At 70.7% G+C, this 16,464-nt stretch carries 13 protein-coding genes, 1 tRNA gene and 3 pseudogenes; 11 read left to right on the forward strand and 6 right to left on the reverse strand.

Annotation, left to right across the window (positions count from 1 at the left end):
* Positions 1–181 precede the first annotated feature (181 nt).
* Together CCN51_RS19685 and CCN51_RS19690 are read right to left on the reverse strand one after the other, a co-directional pair.
* Positions 182–682 (reverse strand): hotdog fold thioesterase, encoded by a 501-nt coding sequence (locus tag CCN51_RS19685; RefSeq protein WP_043491993.1) that lies wholly within the window; start codon positions 680–682, stop codon positions 182–184.
* An 80-nt stretch (positions 683–762) separates the two neighbouring features.
* Positions 763–3,063 carry an FdhF/YdeP family oxidoreductase gene (locus tag CCN51_RS19690; protein ID WP_014180550.1) on the reverse strand — a complete coding sequence of 767 codons (2,301 nt, stop codon included), beginning with the start codon at positions 3,061–3,063 and terminating at the stop codon, positions 763–765.
* 159 nt (positions 3,064–3,222) lie between these two features.
* Here CCN51_RS19690 and polA point away from each other — a divergent pair, with 159 nt between their 5' ends.
* Positions 3,223–5,961 (forward strand): DNA polymerase I, encoded by a 2,739-nt coding sequence (gene polA / locus CCN51_RS19695; protein ID WP_014180551.1) that lies wholly within the window; start codon positions 3,223–3,225, stop codon positions 5,959–5,961.
* Between the two features lie 144 nt (positions 5,962–6,105).
* Positions 6,106–6,972 (forward strand): annotated as a pseudogene (locus CCN51_RS19700) (lytic transglycosylase domain-containing protein); the annotation flags it as partial.
* Here the strand turns inward: CCN51_RS19700 and CCN51_RS19705 are convergent.
* Positions 6,906–8,006: pseudogene (locus tag CCN51_RS19705) on the reverse strand (serine/threonine-protein kinase); the annotation flags it as partial. The pseudogenes CCN51_RS19700 and CCN51_RS19705 overlap by 67 nt on opposite strands.
* Positions 8,007–8,054: 48 nt before the next feature.
* Positions 8,055–8,600 carry a helix-turn-helix domain-containing protein gene (locus CCN51_RS19710; RefSeq protein WP_014177978.1) on the reverse strand — a complete coding sequence of 182 codons (546 nt, stop codon included), beginning with the start codon at positions 8,598–8,600 and terminating at the stop codon, positions 8,055–8,057.
* Positions 8,601–8,717: 117 nt separating this feature from the next.
* On the opposite strand from CCN51_RS19710, the gene CCN51_RS19715 reads away from it, so the two are divergent.
* Both CCN51_RS19715 and CCN51_RS19720 read left to right on the forward strand, forming a co-directional pair.
* Positions 8,718–8,790, forward strand: a tRNA-Ala gene (locus CCN51_RS19715).
* A gap of 260 nt (positions 8,791–9,050) precedes the next feature.
* A complete protein-coding gene (locus CCN51_RS19720) occupies positions 9,051–10,196 on the forward strand; it encodes a response regulator (RefSeq protein ID WP_043487251.1) in 1,146 nt (381 codons plus the stop codon).
* 10 nt (positions 10,197–10,206) lie between these two features.
* Here the strand turns inward: CCN51_RS19720 and CCN51_RS19725 are convergent, their stop codons facing one another.
* On the reverse strand, positions 10,207–10,914 hold the full coding sequence (locus tag CCN51_RS19725) for a DUF5324 family protein (RefSeq protein WP_014177980.1): 708 nt from the start codon (positions 10,912–10,914) through the stop codon (positions 10,207–10,209).
* 222 nt (positions 10,915–11,136) lie between these two features.
* Here CCN51_RS19725 and CCN51_RS19730 point away from each other — a divergent pair, with 222 nt between their 5' ends.
* On the forward strand, positions 11,137–11,670 hold the full coding sequence (locus CCN51_RS19730; RefSeq protein WP_014177981.1) for a peptidylprolyl isomerase: 534 nt from the start codon (positions 11,137–11,139) through the stop codon (positions 11,668–11,670).
* A gap of 199 nt (positions 11,671–11,869) precedes the next feature.
* A complete protein-coding gene (locus tag CCN51_RS19735) occupies positions 11,870–12,757 on the forward strand; it encodes a rhomboid family intramembrane serine protease (protein ID WP_014177982.1) in 888 nt (295 codons plus the stop codon).
* Between the two features lie 293 nt (positions 12,758–13,050).
* Here the strand turns inward: CCN51_RS19735 and crgA are convergent, their stop codons facing one another.
* Positions 13,051–13,308, reverse strand: coding sequence for a cell division protein CrgA (gene crgA, locus CCN51_RS19740; RefSeq protein ID WP_014177983.1), 258 nt, complete (start codon positions 13,306–13,308; stop codon positions 13,051–13,053).
* Between the two features lie 146 nt (positions 13,309–13,454).
* Here crgA and CCN51_RS19745 point away from each other — a divergent pair, with 146 nt between their 5' ends.
* From CCN51_RS19745 to CCN51_RS56470, 5 genes and pseudogenes are all read left to right on the forward strand, one after another.
* Positions 13,455–14,222 (forward strand): DUF881 domain-containing protein, encoded by a 768-nt coding sequence (locus CCN51_RS19745; protein WP_014177984.1) that lies wholly within the window; start codon positions 13,455–13,457, stop codon positions 14,220–14,222.
* Between the two features lie 66 nt (positions 14,223–14,288).
* The gene (locus tag CCN51_RS19750; protein ID WP_014177985.1) at positions 14,289–14,972 is read left to right on the forward strand and encodes a class E sortase; all 684 of its coding nucleotides are present in this window, start codon (positions 14,289–14,291) and stop codon (positions 14,970–14,972) included.
* 55 nt (positions 14,973–15,027) lie between these two features.
* On the forward strand, positions 15,028–15,219 hold the full coding sequence (locus tag CCN51_RS54390; RefSeq protein ID WP_143667732.1) for a hypothetical protein: 192 nt from the start codon (positions 15,028–15,030) through the stop codon (positions 15,217–15,219).
* The gene (locus CCN51_RS19760) at positions 15,216–15,866 is read left to right on the forward strand and encodes an aminodeoxychorismate/anthranilate synthase component II (RefSeq protein WP_014177987.1); all 651 of its coding nucleotides are present in this window, start codon (positions 15,216–15,218) and stop codon (positions 15,864–15,866) included. Before CCN51_RS54390 ends, CCN51_RS19760 begins: the two co-directional genes overlap by 4 nt.
* Positions 15,867–16,259: 393 nt before the next feature.
* Positions 16,260–16,464, forward strand: a pseudogene (locus CCN51_RS56470) (hypothetical protein); the annotation flags it as partial.

The following is a 16,464-nucleotide window of genomic DNA, read 5'->3' on the forward strand; positions in this document are numbered from 1 at the left end:
GGGTGGGACTCCGGCTCGGCGCATGCGCCCGCGGCCGTGGCGAGTGTCAGCGCGAGGGCGCAGACGGCGGCGGGCCGGGTGCGCGTACGGGTCGATCGGCTGGTCGATGCCCCCATGGGGAAACGGTAGAGCCGCCCCGGCGGGCGGGCAACGGCCTTGCGCGCGGCGGCCGTCAGCGCCGTCAGCGCGCCGAGCCGTCCTCGGGCAGGTTGGTCAGCGCCTCGTCCACAGCGACCTCGCGCAGCATGCACGTCAGTCGGGCCGTGCAGACGCGCCGGTCCTGTTCGTCGGTGATGACGATCTCGTACGTGGCGGTGGAGCGGCCACGGTGGACGGGCGTGGCGACGCCGGTCACCAGGCCGGAGCGGACCCCGCGGTGGTGGGTGCAGTTGAGGTCCACACCGACAGCGATCTTGGCGCTGCCGCCGTGGAGCATCGAGCCGACCGAGCCGAGGGTTTCGGCCAGTACCGCCGAGGCGCCGCCGTGCAGCAGCCCGTACGGCTGGGTGTTGCCCTCGACCGGCATCGTGCCCACCACGCGGTCGGCGGAGGCCTCGAGGATCTGCACGCCCATGCGGGTGCCGAGGTGCCCGGCGGAGAACAGCGCGGGGAGGTCCACGCCGAGCGCCGCGTACTCGTCGATGACCTCTTGCGGGAAGGTCGCACCGGTCTGCTCGCCCATGGGGTCCTGCTCCATTTCGCTCGGGTGTCCTGCCGTCGTTGTGCTGATGGCCGAATCCTGTCAGTCGACTGAGCAAACGCTTAGGCGGGGTGGGCTTGTTCCAGGCGGACCACCACGGACTTGCTGGCGGGGGTGTTGCTGGTGTCGGCCGTCGAGTCCAGCGGGACCAGGACGTTGGTCTCCGGGTAGTAGGACGCCGCGCAGCCGCGCGCGGTCGGGTAGTGGACGACCCGGAAGCCGGGCGCGCGGCGCTCGCTGCCGTCCGTCCACTCGCTGACCAGGTCCGTGTACGAGCCGTCGGCGAGGCCGAGCTCGCGCGCGTCGTCGGGGTTGACCAGCACCACGCGGCGGCCGTTCTTGATGCCCCGGTAGCGGTCGTCCAGGCCGTAGATGGTGGTGTTGTACTGGTCGTGCGAGCGGAGGGTCTGCAGCAGCAGCCGGCCCTCGGGGACCCGCGGATACTCGACGGGCGCGGCGGTGAAGTTGGCCTTGCCGGTGGCGGTGGGGAAGCTGCGGGAGTCGCGCGGGGCGTGCGGCAGCGCGAAGCCGCCGGGCCTGGCGACCCGGGCGTTGAAGTCGTCGAAGCCGGGGATCACGGCCGCGATACGGTCGCGGATCGTGCCGTAGTCCTTCTCGAACTCCTCCCAAGGGGTGCGGCTTTCGGCGCCCAGCACCCGACGGGCCAGCCGGGCGACGATGGCGGGCTCCGAGAGCAGCCCGGGGCTCGCGGGCGTAAGGCTGCCGCGCGAGGCGTGCACCATGCCCATGGAGTCCTCGACGGTGATGAACTGCTCGCCGCCGCCCTGCAGATCGCGCTCGGTGCGGCCGAGCGTGGGCAGGATGAGCGCCCGCGCGCCGGTGACCACATGGGACCGGTTCAGTTTGGTGGACACATGGACGGTGAGCCGGGCGCGGCGCATCGCGGCCTCGGTGACCTCCGTGTCGGGGGAGGCGGAGACGAAGTTGCCGCCCATGGCGAAGAAGACCTTGGCCTGTCCGTCGCGCAGCGCCCGGATGGCCCGTACGACGTCGAAGCCGTGCTCGCGGGGCGGGGCGAAGCCGAACTCCCGCTCCAGGGCGTCCAGGAAGGCCGGGGCGGGGCGCTCGAAGATGCCCATGGTGCGGTCGCCCTGCACATTGCTGTGCCCGCGCACCGGGCACACCCCGGCGCCGGGACGGCCCACATTGCCCCGCAGCAGCAGGAAGTTGACGACCTCCCGGATGGTGGGCACGGAGTGCTTGTGCTGGGTCAGGCCCATGGCCCAGCACACGATGGTGCGCTGGGAGGCGAGGACCATCGCAAGCGCCCGGTCGATCTCGGCCCGCTCCAGGCCCGTGGCGCGCAGGGTCTCGTCCCAGTCGGCGGCGCGCGCCGCGGCGGCGAACTCCTCGAACCCGTGGGTGTGCTCGCGGATGAACGCCTCATCGACCGCGCCCGCGCCGGGGGTGGTCTCCGCGGCCTCCAGGATCAGCCGGTTCAGGGCGCGGAAGAGGGCCTGGTCGCCGCCCAGCCGGATCTGCAGGAAGAGATCGGTGAGCGCGGTGCCGCCGCCTACCAGGCCGCGCGGGGTCTGCGGGTTCTTGAACCGCTCCAGGCCCGCCTCGGGCAGCGGGTTGATGCTGATGATCTTCGCGCCGCCGGCCTTCGCGCGCTCCAGGGCGGAGAGCATCCGCGGGTGGTTGGTGCCCGGGTTCTGGCCGGCCACGATGATCAGATCGGCCTGGTGGAGGTCGTCCAGCAGCACGCTGCCCTTGCCCACGCCAAGGGTTTCGGTCAGCGCCGAGCCGGAGGACTCATGGCACATGTTCGAGCAGTCGGGCAGGTTGTTGGTGCCGAATTCGCGGGCGAAGAGCTGGTAGAGGAAGGCGGCCTCGTTGCTGGTGCGCCCCGAGGTGTAGAACACGGCCTCGTCGGGGGAGGCGAGGGCGGTCAGTTCCTCGGCGATGATGTCGAAGGCGCGCTCCCAGGTCACCGGCTCGTACGACTCGGCGCCCTCGGGCAGATACATCGGCTGGGTGAGGCGGCCCTGCTGGCCGAGCCAGTAGCCGCTGCGGGTGGCGAGGTCGGCGACGGGGTGGGCGGCGAAGAAGTCGGGGGTGACGCGGCGCAGCGTCGCCTCCTCGGCGACGGCCTTGGCGCCGTTCTCGCAGAACTCGGCCTTGTGCCGCTTGTCCCCCTCGGGCCAGGCGCAGCCGGGGCAGTCGAAGCCGTTCTTCTGGTTGACCTTGAGGAGGGTGAGCGCGGTGCGGCGCACGCCCATCTGGCGCTGGGCTATGCGCAGCGTATGGCCGATGGCGGGCAGCCCGGCGGCGGCGTGCTGTGGGGCGGCTACTTCGGGTGCGTCCTGCACGGGGTCGCCCGCGGGCGGCTTGGCTGCCATATCGCTTCTCCCATCGCGCGCTACGCGCTCGGACTCACTCCGACCTTTCACAGAGCAACCGATCCTTTCATGGCGCACCTGGTTCTGGGACGGGAGTCGGGGCGGTTCTCGGGCGGGAGACGGCGAGCGTTGTCGGTGGGGCGTGGCAGGATCGGGGGCGTGGCAGAGAAAGCATCGAAGAAGACCGCAGCGCCCGCGACCGCCGACCGTGCGGGAGACCGCCCCCGGCTGCTCCTGCTGGATGGGCATTCCCTGGCATATCGGGCATTCTTCGCGCTGCCGGCGGAGAACTTCAACACCACCACCGGCCAGACCACCAACGCGATCTACGGCTTCACCTCGATGCTGGTGAACACGCTCCGTGATGAGCAGCCCACGCATCTGGCCGTGGCGTTCGACGTCTCGCGCAAGACCTGGCGCTCCGAGCAGTTCACCGAGTACAAGGCGAACCGCTCCAAGGCCCCCGACGAGTTCAAGGGCCAGGTCGAGCTGATCGGCGAAATGCTCGACGCGATGAGCATCACCCGCTTCGCGGTGGACGGCTTCGAGGCCGACGACATCATCGCCACCCTCGCCACCCAGGCCGAGGCCGAGGGGTTCGAGGTGCTGATCGTCACGGGCGACCGCGACTCGTTCCAGCTGGTCAGCGACCATGTCACGGTCCTCTACCCGACGAAGGGCGTCTCCGAGCTGACGCGTTTCACCCCCGCCAAGGTCGAGGAGAAGTACGGCCTCACCCCGCGGCAGTACCCGGACTTCGCCGCGCTGCGCGGCGACCCGTCGGACAACCTCCCCGGCATCCCGGGCGTCGGGGAGAAGACCGCCGCGAAGTGGATCAACCAGTTCGGCTCCTTCGCCGAGCTGGTGGAGCGGGTCGCGGAGGTCAAGGGCAAGGTCGGCGACAAGCTCCGCGAGCACCTGGAGTCCGTCAAGCTCAACCGCCGGCTGACCGAGCTGGTGCGGGACGTCGAGCTGCCAGCCGGCCCCGACGGCCTCAAGCGCATTCCGTACGACCGGCAGGCGCTGTCGGTGATCATGGACGCGTTGGAGTTCCGCCACCAGAACTTCCGGGACCGCGTCCTGGCCGTCGACCCCGGCGCCGCCGAGGAGGAGCCCGCGGCCGCGGCCCCCGGCGTCGAGGTGGACGGCGTGGTGATCGGTTCGGGCGAGCTGGCCCCCTGGCTGGAGCGGCACGGCGCCGGGCCGCTGGGCCTGGCCACCGTCGACACCTGGGCGCTGGGCAGCGGCAGCGTCAGCCAGATCGCCCTGGCCGCCGCCTCGGGACCGGCCGTCTGCTTCGACCCGTCGGCGGTGGACGAGCCTGACGAGCGGGCCTTCGCCGACTGGATCGCGGACCCGGAGCGGCCGAAGGTGATGCATGACGCCAAGCGCGTGATGCGAGTCTTCGACGAGCAGGGCTGGGCCGTGGCCGGGGCCGCCATGGACACCGCGCTCGCCGCCTATCTGGTCAAGCCCGGCCGCCGCTCCTTCGCGCTGGACGCCCTGTCCGTCGAGTACCTGGGCCGCGAGCTGTCCCCGGCCGCCGCCGCGGAGAGCGGGCAGCTGGCCTTCGGCGCCGACGAGCAGGCCGAGCAAGACGCCCTGATGATCCAGGCCCGGACGATCCTGGACCTCGGCGAGGCGTTCGGCCGGCGGCTCGCCGAGGTCGGCGCGGTGGAGCTGCTGCGCGATGTCGAGCTGCCCATCTCCGCGCTGCTGGCCCGTATGGAGAAGGCGGGCATCGCGGCGGACCGGGACTGGCTGGACCGCATGGACCAGCGGTTCGCCGGGGCTGTACAGCAGGCCGTCAAGGAGGCACACGACGCGGTGGGCCATGAGTTCAACCTCGGGTCCCCCAAGCAGCTCCAGGAGGTGTTCTTCGGCGAGCTCGGCCTGCCCAAGACCAAGAAGATCAAGACCGGGTACACGACGGACGCGGACGCGCTGGCCTGGCTGGCCACGCAGACCGACCACGAACTCCCGGTGATCATGCTGCGCCACCGCGAGCAGGCCCGGCTCCGCTCCACCGTCGAGGGCCTGATCAAGGCCATCGCTCCCGGCGGCCGCATCCACACCACCTTCAACCAGACCGTGGCGGCCACCGGCCGGCTCTCCTCCACCGACCCCAATCTGCAGAACGTCCATGTGCGCACCGAGGAGGGTCGGGCCATCCGGCGCGGCTTCGTCGTCGGCGAGGGCTTCGAGTCGCTGCTGACCGCCGACTACAGCCAGATCGAGCTGCGCGTCATGGCCCATCTGTCCGAGGACGAGGGCCTGATCGAGGCGTTCACCTCCGGCGAGGACCTGCACACCACCGTCGCCTCCCAGGTCTTCGGCGTGGCCAAGTCCGAGGTCGACCCGGAGATGCGCCGCAAGATCAAGGCGATGTCGTACGGGCTGGCGTACGGGCTGTCGGCGTTCGGCCTGTCCCAGCAGCTGGGCATCACCCCGGACGAGGCGCGCAAGCTGATGGACACCTTCTTCGAGCGGTTCGGCGGGGTGCGCGACTATCTCCAGCGCGTCGTCGACGAGGCCCGGGCCACGGGCTACACGGAGACCATGCTCGGCCGCCGCCGCTATCTCCCGGACCTCAACAGCGACAACCGCCAGCGCCGTGAGATGGCCGAACGCATGGCGCTCAACGCGCCGATTCAGGGCACCGCCGCCGACATCGTGAAGATCGCGATGCTTCGGGTGGACGAGGCGTTGACAAAGGAGAAATTGTCGTCGCGGATGCTGCTCCAGGTGCACGACGAAATCGTGGTGGAGGTCGCCCCGGGGGAGCGGGAGCAGGTGGAGGCCCTGGTGCGCCGGGAAATGGCCGGAGCCTTCCACCTCCGGGCCCCGCTCGACGTGTCCGTCGGGGCCGGAACGGACTGGGAATCGGCGGCGCATTAGGGGCCGTTTCCGGGCCTGAGGGGCTGGCCGCGAGGGGCGATATGGGCGGTACGTACTGGTAGCTGTGGGGCGGCAAATTGCCGTAGTGTCACGGGGGTTGGCGCGGGGGAGCGCGCTCACTGCTCGACAGGGAGGGACATACGCATGGCACCGCACATCGGCCGACGACTGCGCAAGGGGGCGGCCACGACGGCGGTGGCGGCGGTCGTGATGGCCGCTCTCACCGCCTCACAGGCCCCCGGGCTCGCCGGTACGGCCCGGGACCAACACCACGACAGCGCCGCCGGTGAGAAGCCGGCCCCGCCGTCCGTGGACACCCCCATCGACGGCGGCTCGTCGTACCACACCGATCTGCCACCCCTGCAGAAGCCCGGCAAGCCCGGCACCTCCATCGATCTGCCGGGGCTGCCGGACGACGTCGCGGCCGCCGAGGCGGGCATCCCCGCGACGGTGCTCGACGCGTACAAGAAGGCCGAGTCGGCCCTCAAGGAGTCCAAGCCCGGCTGCAACCTGCCCTGGCAGCTGCTCGCCGCCATCGGCAAGGTCGAGTCCGGCCAGGCGCGCGGCGGCCGGGTCGACGCCGAGGGCACGACGTACACGCCCATCCTGGGCCCGGTGCTCAACGGCAACGGCTTCGCCCGGATCACCGACACCGACGGCGGCGCGTACGACGGGGACACCACCCACGACCGGGCGGTCGGGCCCATGCAGTTCATCCCGTCCACCTGGGCCAGCTGGGGCCGGGACGGCAACGGCGACGGCGAGAAGAACCCGAACAACGTCTATGACGCCGCGCTCGCGGCCGGTGCGTATCTGTGCGCGGGCGGCCGCGATCTGTCGATCAAGGCCGATCTGGACAAGGCGATCCTCGGGTACAACCACTCGCAGGAGTATCTGGCCACCGTCCTGTCCTGGTTCGAGTACTACAAGAAGGGCACCCACGAGGTGCCCGACGGCACCGGCGTGCTGCCCGACCCGGACAAGAACAGGGGCGGCTCGGACGGCGGCGGCGTGATGGGTCCCTGGGGGCCCGGCGGCTGGGGTGTCGGGCCGTTGTGCGCATGGGCCGTGCCGGTGCCGGTGCCTGTGCCAGTGCCAGTGCCGGTGCCGGTGTCGGTGTCGGCCTTGGTGTCGGCCTTGGTGTCCGCGCCCGCCCGTCGGATCGTCCGGAAGGGGCCTTCGGGCCCGAACCCCTCGGGGAGCGGCCCGAGATGGTCGAAGACCTCGATCATCTCGTCGTCGATGCCGGGCTCGGGCAGCATCTCGGTGGCCGCGAGAAGTGCCTTGCGCGCCCCTGTGGCCGTGCGGAACCGGTCCTCGGGATCGGGCTGCAGCAGATTCGCAATCACCTGCCACAGCGGCTCGGGCACCCCCGTGGGCGCGTTCGGCACGCCCTGCTCGAACAGCTTGATCAGGGCGTCCGCGTCCGGTTTGTGCCCGCTGAGCAGATACAGGGCCACCAGCCCGACCGCGAAGAGGTCGGCGGGGAAGTCCGGCTCCTCGCCCATCATCTGCTCGGGCGCGAAGTAACCGGGCGTCCCCATCACGTAGTTGGCCTCGGTGAGCCGGGGTTCTCCCTTCGTGAGCGCGATGCCGAAGTCGGACAGCCGCACATGCGGCCGACCGGTCCCGGTGGCCTCCAGCAGGATGTTCGCGGGTTTGATGTCGCGGTGGACCACGCCTTCCGCGTGCACCGCCGCCAGGCCGGAGAGCAACTGGTCGAGCAGCGTGCACACATAGCGCGGCGGCAGCGGGCCGTAGTCCCCGATGAGGTGGGCGAGCGAGCCGCCGCCCACCAGGTCCATGGTGAACAGCACCTTGTCGTCGTCCGCCGCCCAGCTGGCCGGTGCCAGCACATAGGGGTGGTCGATACGCAGCGCCTGTTCCCGTACGAACCGCAGCAAGGTGTGCGCGTCGCGCTGCTGCAGCACCTTCGCCGCGACGTAGCGGCGGCGCCGGTGGTCCCAGACGCGCCATACAGCGCCCACGCCACCGCGCCCGATCGGGTCGACCAGCTCGTACCGGCCCGCGAAGACTTCACCCATCGCGCGGCCCCCGCCCACTCATCGGCTCGTCAGCAGTCCATCAGCCCATCAGTTCTGGTGCGCCTCGTAGTGGGCGACCGCCTCGGCGGTCCGCCCGGCGCCGTACACCCGGAGGAACTCTGCCAGCTCCGGGTGGGTGGGGGCGAGGGTGTCGGCGGCGTCGATGATGTCGCCCGCGGCGGATACCGAGCGCAGCAGCGACTGGATCTCGCGGACCACGCGCCGCACGGTGGGGGCGCCGGTGCTCGCCGTGGTCTGTGTGGTGTTCAGCACGGAGCCGCCCGCGGACTTCTTGATCTCCTCCATGCGCTCGGCGGCCTCGGCGGCGCTGACCCGGCCGTCCGCCGCCTGGCTCGACAGCTCCTGCAGGGCCTGTACCCGCTGGACGACGGCCGGGTTGCCGATCTTGGCTCGCTGGCCGCTCATCAGCTGAGAGAGCATGGGCGCGGACAGACCGAGGACGGCGGCGAGGCGGGCCTGGTTGAGTCCGAGATCGTCGATGAGACGACGGAAGAGCGCCCCCAGCGGTTCCCCGTACCAGCTGCGCTGCAGCTCCCGTGCGCGGGCGGTGGCATCCTGCTGTGCTGCGTCCATTCGCTCTCCCCTTCGCTTCGCTGCAGCGAATCTTGCGTGGCATCCTACGGAGGGCGGTACGCGCGAGCGATACCCGGTCGGGAAAGGGGGCCACAACCAGGTATCCTGATCGGCGACGGGGCCTTAGCTCAGTTGGTAGAGCGCCGTCTTTGCATGGCGGATGTCAGGAGTTCGACTCTCCTAGGCTCCACTTTCGTCACCGGCCAGGACACCAGAAGCGTGCCCTGGCCGGTTTGTCTTGCCGCCCAAGTCCCGCGGGTGCCTTGGCGTGGTTGGCCCGCGCGGGCCGGCAGCGCCGTTCCGGGGCATTGTCCTCCCATATGTTGCCCAGTGTTGCCGCTCTCGCCGTTGTCGCGTGCAACACCTTTGGAATGCCTCACTCTGGCCTCAACTCGGGCATGTGGTCCGGGAGTCGTCTGGTCGGCGCGATCCGCCGTGCGGGGAGACAAGATGCGTGAGCTGCGGCCCTTGGGTGAGGGTCTGAGCCAGGAATGCCGGGATTTTGCCTTGGCGCTGCGGGACCTGTTCAAAGGGCTGGACGTCTCGGTGCGCAGATACGCCGCGCGCAGGTATCGCGATCCGGGCACGCTCTCGCGCTATCTGAGCGGGACGCGCATCCCCCCGTGGGAGTTTGTGCAGGACCTGTTCACCGATCTCGCCGAGCGGCGGGGCACCGCGGCGACCCCGGCCGCGATCGAGCTGGTGCGGGAGCTGCACCGGGCCGCGGTGCACACGAGCGGATCGCCCGGTCACGCCATGGAGATCCTCCAGCATCAGCTGGCGGACGCCGACCGGGAGGCCAGGACGTCGAGCGTGACGGAGGACGTGCTGGGGGAGGCGCTGCTCGACCGGCAGCACCGGATCGCCGATCTCGAGGTGCGGCTGAACCAGCTGGAAGCGGCGTGGGCGACGGAGCGCACCCGGGCGGACACGCTGGAGCTGGGTCTTCCCGACCAAGCGGAGCTGATCAAGGAGCGGGACATGCTCCAGCGCGAGGTGAAGCGCCTCACCGAGGAGCTGGAGGATGTGCGGCTGCGCGGGTTACTGGCGGAGGACCGCTGCCAGATGCTGGAGCGGCAGCTGGCCATGGTGGAGTCCCAGCGCCCCGCCGCGGCCCCGGCGCCGGACGGGGTGCCCGACGCCCCCGCGGAGCCCGTGATGTCCAAGCCCTGCTCGGGGCCTCGTCCCAAGATCCTTGTGGTCGACGACCAGCACAACAACCTGCTGGCCATGGCAGCCGTGCTGGCCAAGCTGGACCAGGAGCTGGTGACCGCGTCATCGGGGCAGGAAGCTCTCAAGGCCCTGCTCGACCATGACGACTTCGCGGTGATCCTGCTGGATGTGCAGATGCCGGAGATGGATGGGTATGAGACCGCGGCCCATATCCAGCGGCGGACCCGCAACCGGGACATCCCGATCATTTTCATGACCGCGATGGGCGCCGATCCGGAGCACTCCTCCCGGGGATACGCGGCCGGTGCGGTGGATTACATCGCCAAGCCGTTCGACCCCTGGGCGTTGCGTGCCAAGGTCTCGGTCTTCACGGAGATCTTTCTGGAGCGGCGCCGGTACAGCGAGCGCGTCGCCGCCCGCTGACCGGCCCGGCTCAGCGATCGTTCTCGTTCGCCTGCTTGGTCTGCGCCTCCGGGTCGAGTGCGGACTGGTCGCTGCCGTCCACCGACGTCAGCGGCTCGCGCCCGCTCAGTTCGGTCGCCGCCGGGGGCTCGACCAGCCAGTCGGGGTTGGCCTGCCTGTCCCACCACTTCCACGCGGTGAAGATCCCCGCGCCCACGAGGCCGACGAAGGCCGTGCGCTTGGCGATGCGGCCGGTGCGGTCCCTCCTGCGGCGGCGCCTGGCGAGCTTGTGGATGTCGGCCGCGGTCACATGGTCACGCAGGGCGGCGAGGGCCGCGGCGCTGCGGGTGACGGCCTCCTCGCACACCGGCCCGGCGGTGGCGCGCGCCTCGGCCACCGCGTGCTGGACGCGCGGCCCGGTGTACCGCGCGGCCTCGCGCGCCGCCTTGCGGGTGCGGGCGGCGGCCCGGGTGGCGGCGTCGTCGACCCCGCGCGGCAGGGTGCCGCGGGCCTGGGTCAGCCGCGGCGCGATATGCACGTGGTACTGGTTGCCTGCGGTGTAGCGGGCCTGGTGCGCGGCGTGTGAGACCTTCGGCCCCAGCCGTACGCGAGCCGTGTGCGCGTAGCGCGTGGCGGCGTCCTTGGCCGTACCGGCGTAGGGCGCCACCACCTCCGCCGCGTGCAAGACGCTGCCCTTGGCGGTGCCGGTCGCGGCTCGCACGCTCTCCATGCGGGTCACGGGATCCTCCCCTTTCCGTTTCATGAAAGATCATGCCTGTTTGTGACGATCATGCCTGTATGCAGGGTGCCGGGCACGCGCGGCCGGGCATCCGGGGCACGTACGGGTTCCCGTCCGGGCCGGTATGAATCGTGTGTGCCGCGCGCCGCTTCGTGGGTACGCGTCGTCGCGGCGTCCGTGCGAGGATCAAGGGACCGCAATGAAAACTATGGAAGGTAGATCGTGGCTGAGCAGCTCTACGCCACCCTGAAGACGAACAATGGCGACATCGTGGTCCGGCTGCTGCCGAACCACGCCCCCAAGACGGTCAAGAACTTCGTGGAGCTCGCCGAGGGCACCCGTGAGTGGACCCACCCGGCGACCGGCAAGCGGGCCAAGGAGAAGCTGTACGACGGCACCGTCTTCCACCGCGTGATCAGCGGCTTCATGATCCAGGGCGGTGACCCGCTGGGCAACGGCACCGGTGGCCCCGGCTACGAGTTCGGCGACGAGTTCCACCCGGACCTGGCGTTCAACAAGCCGTACCTGCTGGCGATGGCCAACGCCGGCCCGGGTACCAACGGCTCGCAGTTCTTCATCACCGTCGCGCCGACCGCGTGGCTGACCGGCAAGCACACCATCTTCGGCGAGGTCGTCGACGAGGCGGGCAAGAAGGTCATCGACGCGATCGCGGGCACCTCGACCAACCCGCGCACCGACCGCCCGCTCAACGACGTGGTCATCGAGTCGGTCGTCGTGGAGACCCGCGAGGGCTGAACCCGAGGGCTGACCTCGAGGCCGTCATCGCCACGGCGGAGCCGCATGTCGATGCAGCCGGCTTCCGCCGCGTGCCGGGCCCGTGCCGGGCCTCGCTGGACCGGTGGCGGGAACTCCGCGCCCCGCCTGTCCGTCTTGACGGCAGGCAGGCGGGCACGTGGGCCCGGTGGGAGCATGGAGTGCAGGGCAAGGGGAGACGATGGAGGACCAGGCGGTCTGCTGCTATCGGCATCCGCAGCGGGAGACCGGCATAAGCTGTGTCCGCTGCGAGCGGCCGATCTGCCCCGAGTGCATGATCAGCGCCTCGGTCGGTTTCCAGTGCCCGGAGTGCGTGCGCGGCGGTGCACAGGGCTCCTCCGGGGGGCGTGTCCCGACGGGGCACCCGGTGCGGGACGCCAGGCCGCGCACGATAGCGGGCGGCGCGCTCACCGCCGACCCGCGGCTGGTCACCAAGATCCTCATCGGCCTCAATCTCGCCGTGTGGTTCGTGGCGCTCGCGATCGGCGACCGGTTTGTGAACGCGCTGGATCTGGTGGGCCGGGCGTACGACCCCACCGCGGCCGGGCTGGTGGGGGTCGCCGAGGGCCAGTGGTATCGGCTGGTCACCGCGATGTTCCTGCACCAGCAGGCGTATCACATCGCCTTCAACATGCTCTCGCTGTGGTGGCTCGGCGGGCCGCTGGAGGCGGCGCTCGGCCGGGCGCGCTATCTCGCGGTGTATCTGCTGGCCGGGCTGGGTGGCAGCGCGCTGTCGTATTTGCTCGCCGCGCAGAACCAGCCCTCACTCGGCGCCTCCGGGGCGATCTTCGGCCTGCTCGGCGCGACGGCGGTCCTGATGCGCCGCCTCAACTACGACATGCGGCCGGTCATCGCGCTGCTCGTGCTCAACCTGATCTTCACATTCGCCTGGTCCGGCATCGCCTGGCAGGCCCATGTCGGCGGCCTGGTCGTGGGCACGGCTGTGGCGTACGGGATGGTGCACGCCCCGCGCGAGAAGCGCGCGCTGGTGCAGCGGCTCACCTGCGCGCTGATGCTGCTCGCGATCGTCGCGGTGGTGTGGCTGCGGACGGTGCAGCTCACCGGCTGACCGGCCGGAACCGGCCGTACGCAAGCGCCGCAGCTTCCGCCGCATCGGGGATGTCCACAGCACAGTTGTCCACAGCAAGCGCCTGATCTTGTGCAAGCTGTGGAGAACATCAGTGCGGGCCCGCACTCATCTGCGTTTCCCCAGGCAGGAGCAGGTGTGAGCGGTCGAACGGATGTGTTCGGCCGATCACACCGGCGTCAATGCGGCGGAAGTTATCCACAGATCTTCTGAGTTTTCCCCGGCTGTGGATAACTCTGTGGACGACCGGGGTGCGGAGGATCGGAGGGACGATCCTACTTCCACTGAGTGGAGACCACGAACCCGGCGGCGATGAAGCCGAAGCCGACCACGATGTTCCAGTTGCCCAGGGAATCGACAGGCATATCCCCGGTCGTCACGTAGAACATCACGATCCAGGCGAGGCCGATGAGGAACATCGCCAGCATCAACGGAGCCACCCACCGGCGGCCGCTGTGCAGACTGATGTTAGTGGCCTGCTTCGCCGGCGGCGGCGTGAAGTCGTCCTTCTTGCGGATCCGTGACTTCGGCACGAGGAACTCTCCTGTCGATGCGCTGCGTGACCGCGCGGTATTGGTACGGACGGCACCGGGTCGGGGCTGGGGCGGGGGACCACACCCTTCACTCGGGGCGTCCGTTAGCGTAGTCCTTCCGCGGCGTCGTAAGGAGTAAGGGTACGTTGAGCAATTCCGCCGGCACCCCCAACCCGGGCCCCCGCCGCCCCGCCTTCCGTCCCGTCCGGCTGCTGACCGCCGCGGTTTTCGCGCTCGCCGGACTGATCTTCTGGACCAGTTTCGACACCGCGCAGGGCACCAATCTCCGCAGTGACGAGTCGATGCTGAGGCTGTCCGACCTCATCCAGGAGCGCAGCCGCAAGAACGCCGGGCTCGACGACAGCACCGCCCAGCTCCGCTCGCGGGTCGACGCCCTCGCCCGCCGCGACAACGGCGCCACGGACGCCGAGCGCCGCCGGCTCGCCGCGTTGGAGCGGGACGCGGGCACCCAGAAGCTCACCGGAACGGGGCTCTCCGTCACCCTCACCGACGCCCCGCCGAACGCGACGGCGAAGATCCCCGGAGTGCCCGAGCCGCAACCCAACGACCTGGTCATCCACCAGCAGGACCTGCAGGCCGTGGTCAACGCGCTGTGGCAGGGCGGAGCGCGGGGGATCAAGGTCATGGACCAGCGGCTGATCTCGACCAGCGCGGTGCGCTGCGTCGGCAACACCCTGATCCTCCAGGGCCGGGTCTACTCCCCGCCGTACACCATCACCGCCGTCGGAGACCGGGGCAAGCTGCGCACCGCGCTGGCCGCCTCACCCGCCATCGAGAACTACCGCAGCTATGTCGAGGCGTACGGGCTCGGCTGGAAAGTCGCCCAGCACGACAGGGTGACTCTTCCCGGCTACTCCGGCACAGTGGACCTGCACTACGCCCAGCCCCGGTGAAACGCGAAGACGCGATAAACGCAGCAAACGCGGTAAACGCGGAGAACATGGACAGGTGTGCGGTCGATGAGGGTGCGACTGATCGTCAGGACGCTCAGTGAGATCTGCCTCACTGTGGGCACCCTGACCGTCCTCTTCGTCGTCTACGTCTTGTACTGGACCGGTGTCCGCGCCGACCGCGCGATGGACGGGGAGATCGACCGGCTCCAGGACCGATGGGCGACCGGCCCGGTCGCCGGCGCCGAGGCGACGCCGCGCCGGTCCGAACCGGAGCCGTACCGGGACGGCGCGTCCTTCGCGATCATGTACATCCCCCGCTTCGGCGCCGACTGGGCCAAGCCGGTCCTTCAAGGCACCGGGACCGACATCCTGAAGAAGGGGCTTGGTCACTACACCCGCACCGCCCGGCTCGGCGCCCGGGGCAATTTCGCCGTCGCCGGGCACCGCCGCACCTACGGCGACCCCTTCAAGGACTTCCCCCGGCTGCGCCCCGGCGACGCCGTGGTGCTCAGCGACGGCACGACCTGGTACACGTACCGCATCGACAAGCGGCCCTACCGCACCCTGCCCACCGACGTCGGCGTCATCGACCCGGTGCCGCGCGCGTCCGGGTTCCGGGGGCCGGGCCGCTATCTGACCCTCACGACCTGTGAGCCGGAGTGGGGGCACAGCCATCGGCTGATCGCCTGGGCACATCTGGACGCCACCCGTCCAGTGACCGAAGGCAAGCCGGAAGCTTTGCTCAGCTGACCCACCGGCCCCAGGCCCGGCCCCTTACTCTGGTGCTGCAATCGACTTCTTCGTCGTGAGTAGGGATGGCATGTACGGCTGGATCTGGCGGCATCTGCCGGGCAACGCATGGGTGCGGGCGCTGATTTCGCTCGTACTGGTGCTGGCGATCGTCTTCGTGCTCTTCCAGTACGTCTTCCCGTGGGCGGAGCCCCTGCTGCCGTTCGGCGATGTGACGGTCGACGAGGGAATGGCGGGCCCCCGGTGAGCGCGCGCATCCTGGTCGTCGACAACTACGACAGCTTCGTCTTCAACCTGGTCCAGTACCTCTACCAACTCGGCGCCGAGTGCGAGGTGCTGCGCAACGACGAGGTGGCCCTCGACCACGCCCAGGACGGCTTCGACGGCGTCCTGCTGTCCCCGGGCCCCGGCACCCCCGAGGAGGCGGGCGTCTGCGTCGACATGGTGCGGCACTGCGCGCGCACCGGCGTGCCGGTCTTCGGCGTCTGCCTGGGGATGCAGTCCATGGCCGTCGCGTACGGCGGGGTCGTCGGGCGCGCCCCCGAGCTGCTGCACGGCAAGACCTCGCGCGTGACGCACGAGGGCGCCGGCGTCTTCAAGGGGCTTCCGTCGCCCTTCACCGCCACCCGCTACCACTCGCTGGCCGTCGAACGGGACACCGTCCCGGACGAGTTGGAGATCACGGCCTGGACGGAGACGGGCATCGCGATGGGGCTGCGCCACCGTCGGCTGCCCGTGGAGGGCGTGCAGTTCCATCCCGAGTCGGTGCTCACCGAGTGGGGGCACCGGATGCTCGCCAACTGGCTCGAGGAGTGCGGCGACACGGGGGCGGTGGGGCGGTCGGCGGGCCTGGCCCCCGTGGTGGGGGCGGTCGGCGGTAAGGCCGGCGAGTGACCGCACTGCGCCCCGAGCGCGAGGGCGCGCCCCAAGGCGCCCGGGAGCCCGACCCATACGCGCCGTACGAGCCGAACGAGCCGCCGGACGCCTATGGGGGCACGGACGCGTTCGCGGCGGCGGTGGAGCGGCTGGACGACCCTCTGACCGATCCGCTGCCCAGATCCTCGCCCGGACTCGTGCCGGGGACCGTGACCGGNNACGGGGCGTACCACCGGGCCCATGACGGGGCCCATGGCCGGGCCTCTGCCAGGGCCTCTGCCAGGGGCCGCCAGAACGCCCGCTGCCGGGTCTGTGACGGGTCGGGTGGCGCCGTCCGCCCCGGGAGCCGCCCCGGCCTCCGAGCGGCCCCCTGGAGGCCCGTCCAGGGCCCGCCATCGCCGCCCCGCCCCCGTGGCACCCGCCGGGCCCGCCTCGCCCGCCGACGCAGACGCGACGGCCGTGCTGCCGCGGGTGTCCGAGACGGGGGCTCCGGCGCAGCCGCCGACCGGGCAAACGCCAGGCGGACAGGCGCCGGTCGGGCGACGGGCGGCGCGCGACGACGAGACCGTGGCGCTGCGCGCGGTCCGGGCGGGGACGGCCGACGGCCCCAAGGCCG

It is taken from the genome of Streptomyces milbemycinicus (assembly GCF_002154605.1).
GTDB classification, from domain to species: Bacteria; Actinomycetota; Actinomycetes; order Streptomycetales; family Streptomycetaceae; genus Streptomyces; species Streptomyces milbemycinicus.

Bases quoted from the DNA above. Each gene is read 5' to 3' on its own strand.
- CCN51_RS19685 (WP_043491993.1), bottom strand. From the start codon at position 682: ATGGGCGAGCAGACCGGTGCGACCTTCCCGCAAGAGGTCATCGACGAG.
- CCN51_RS19690 (WP_014180550.1), bottom strand. From the start codon at position 3,063: ATGGCAGCCAAGCCGCCCGCGGGCGACCCCGTGCAGGACGCACCCGAA.
- CCN51_RS19710 (WP_014177978.1), bottom strand. From the start codon at position 8,600: ATGGACGCAGCACAGCAGGATGCCACCGCCCGCGCACGGGAGCTGCAG.
- CCN51_RS19720 (WP_043487251.1), top strand. From the start codon at position 9,051: ATGCGTGAGCTGCGGCCCTTGGGTGAGGGTCTGAGCCAGGAATGCCGG.
- CCN51_RS19735 (WP_014177982.1), top strand. From the start codon at position 11,870: ATGGAGGACCAGGCGGTCTGCTGCTATCGGCATCCGCAGCGGGAGACC.
- CCN51_RS19750 (WP_014177985.1), top strand. From the start codon at position 14,289: ATGAGGGTGCGACTGATCGTCAGGACGCTCAGTGAGATCTGCCTCACT.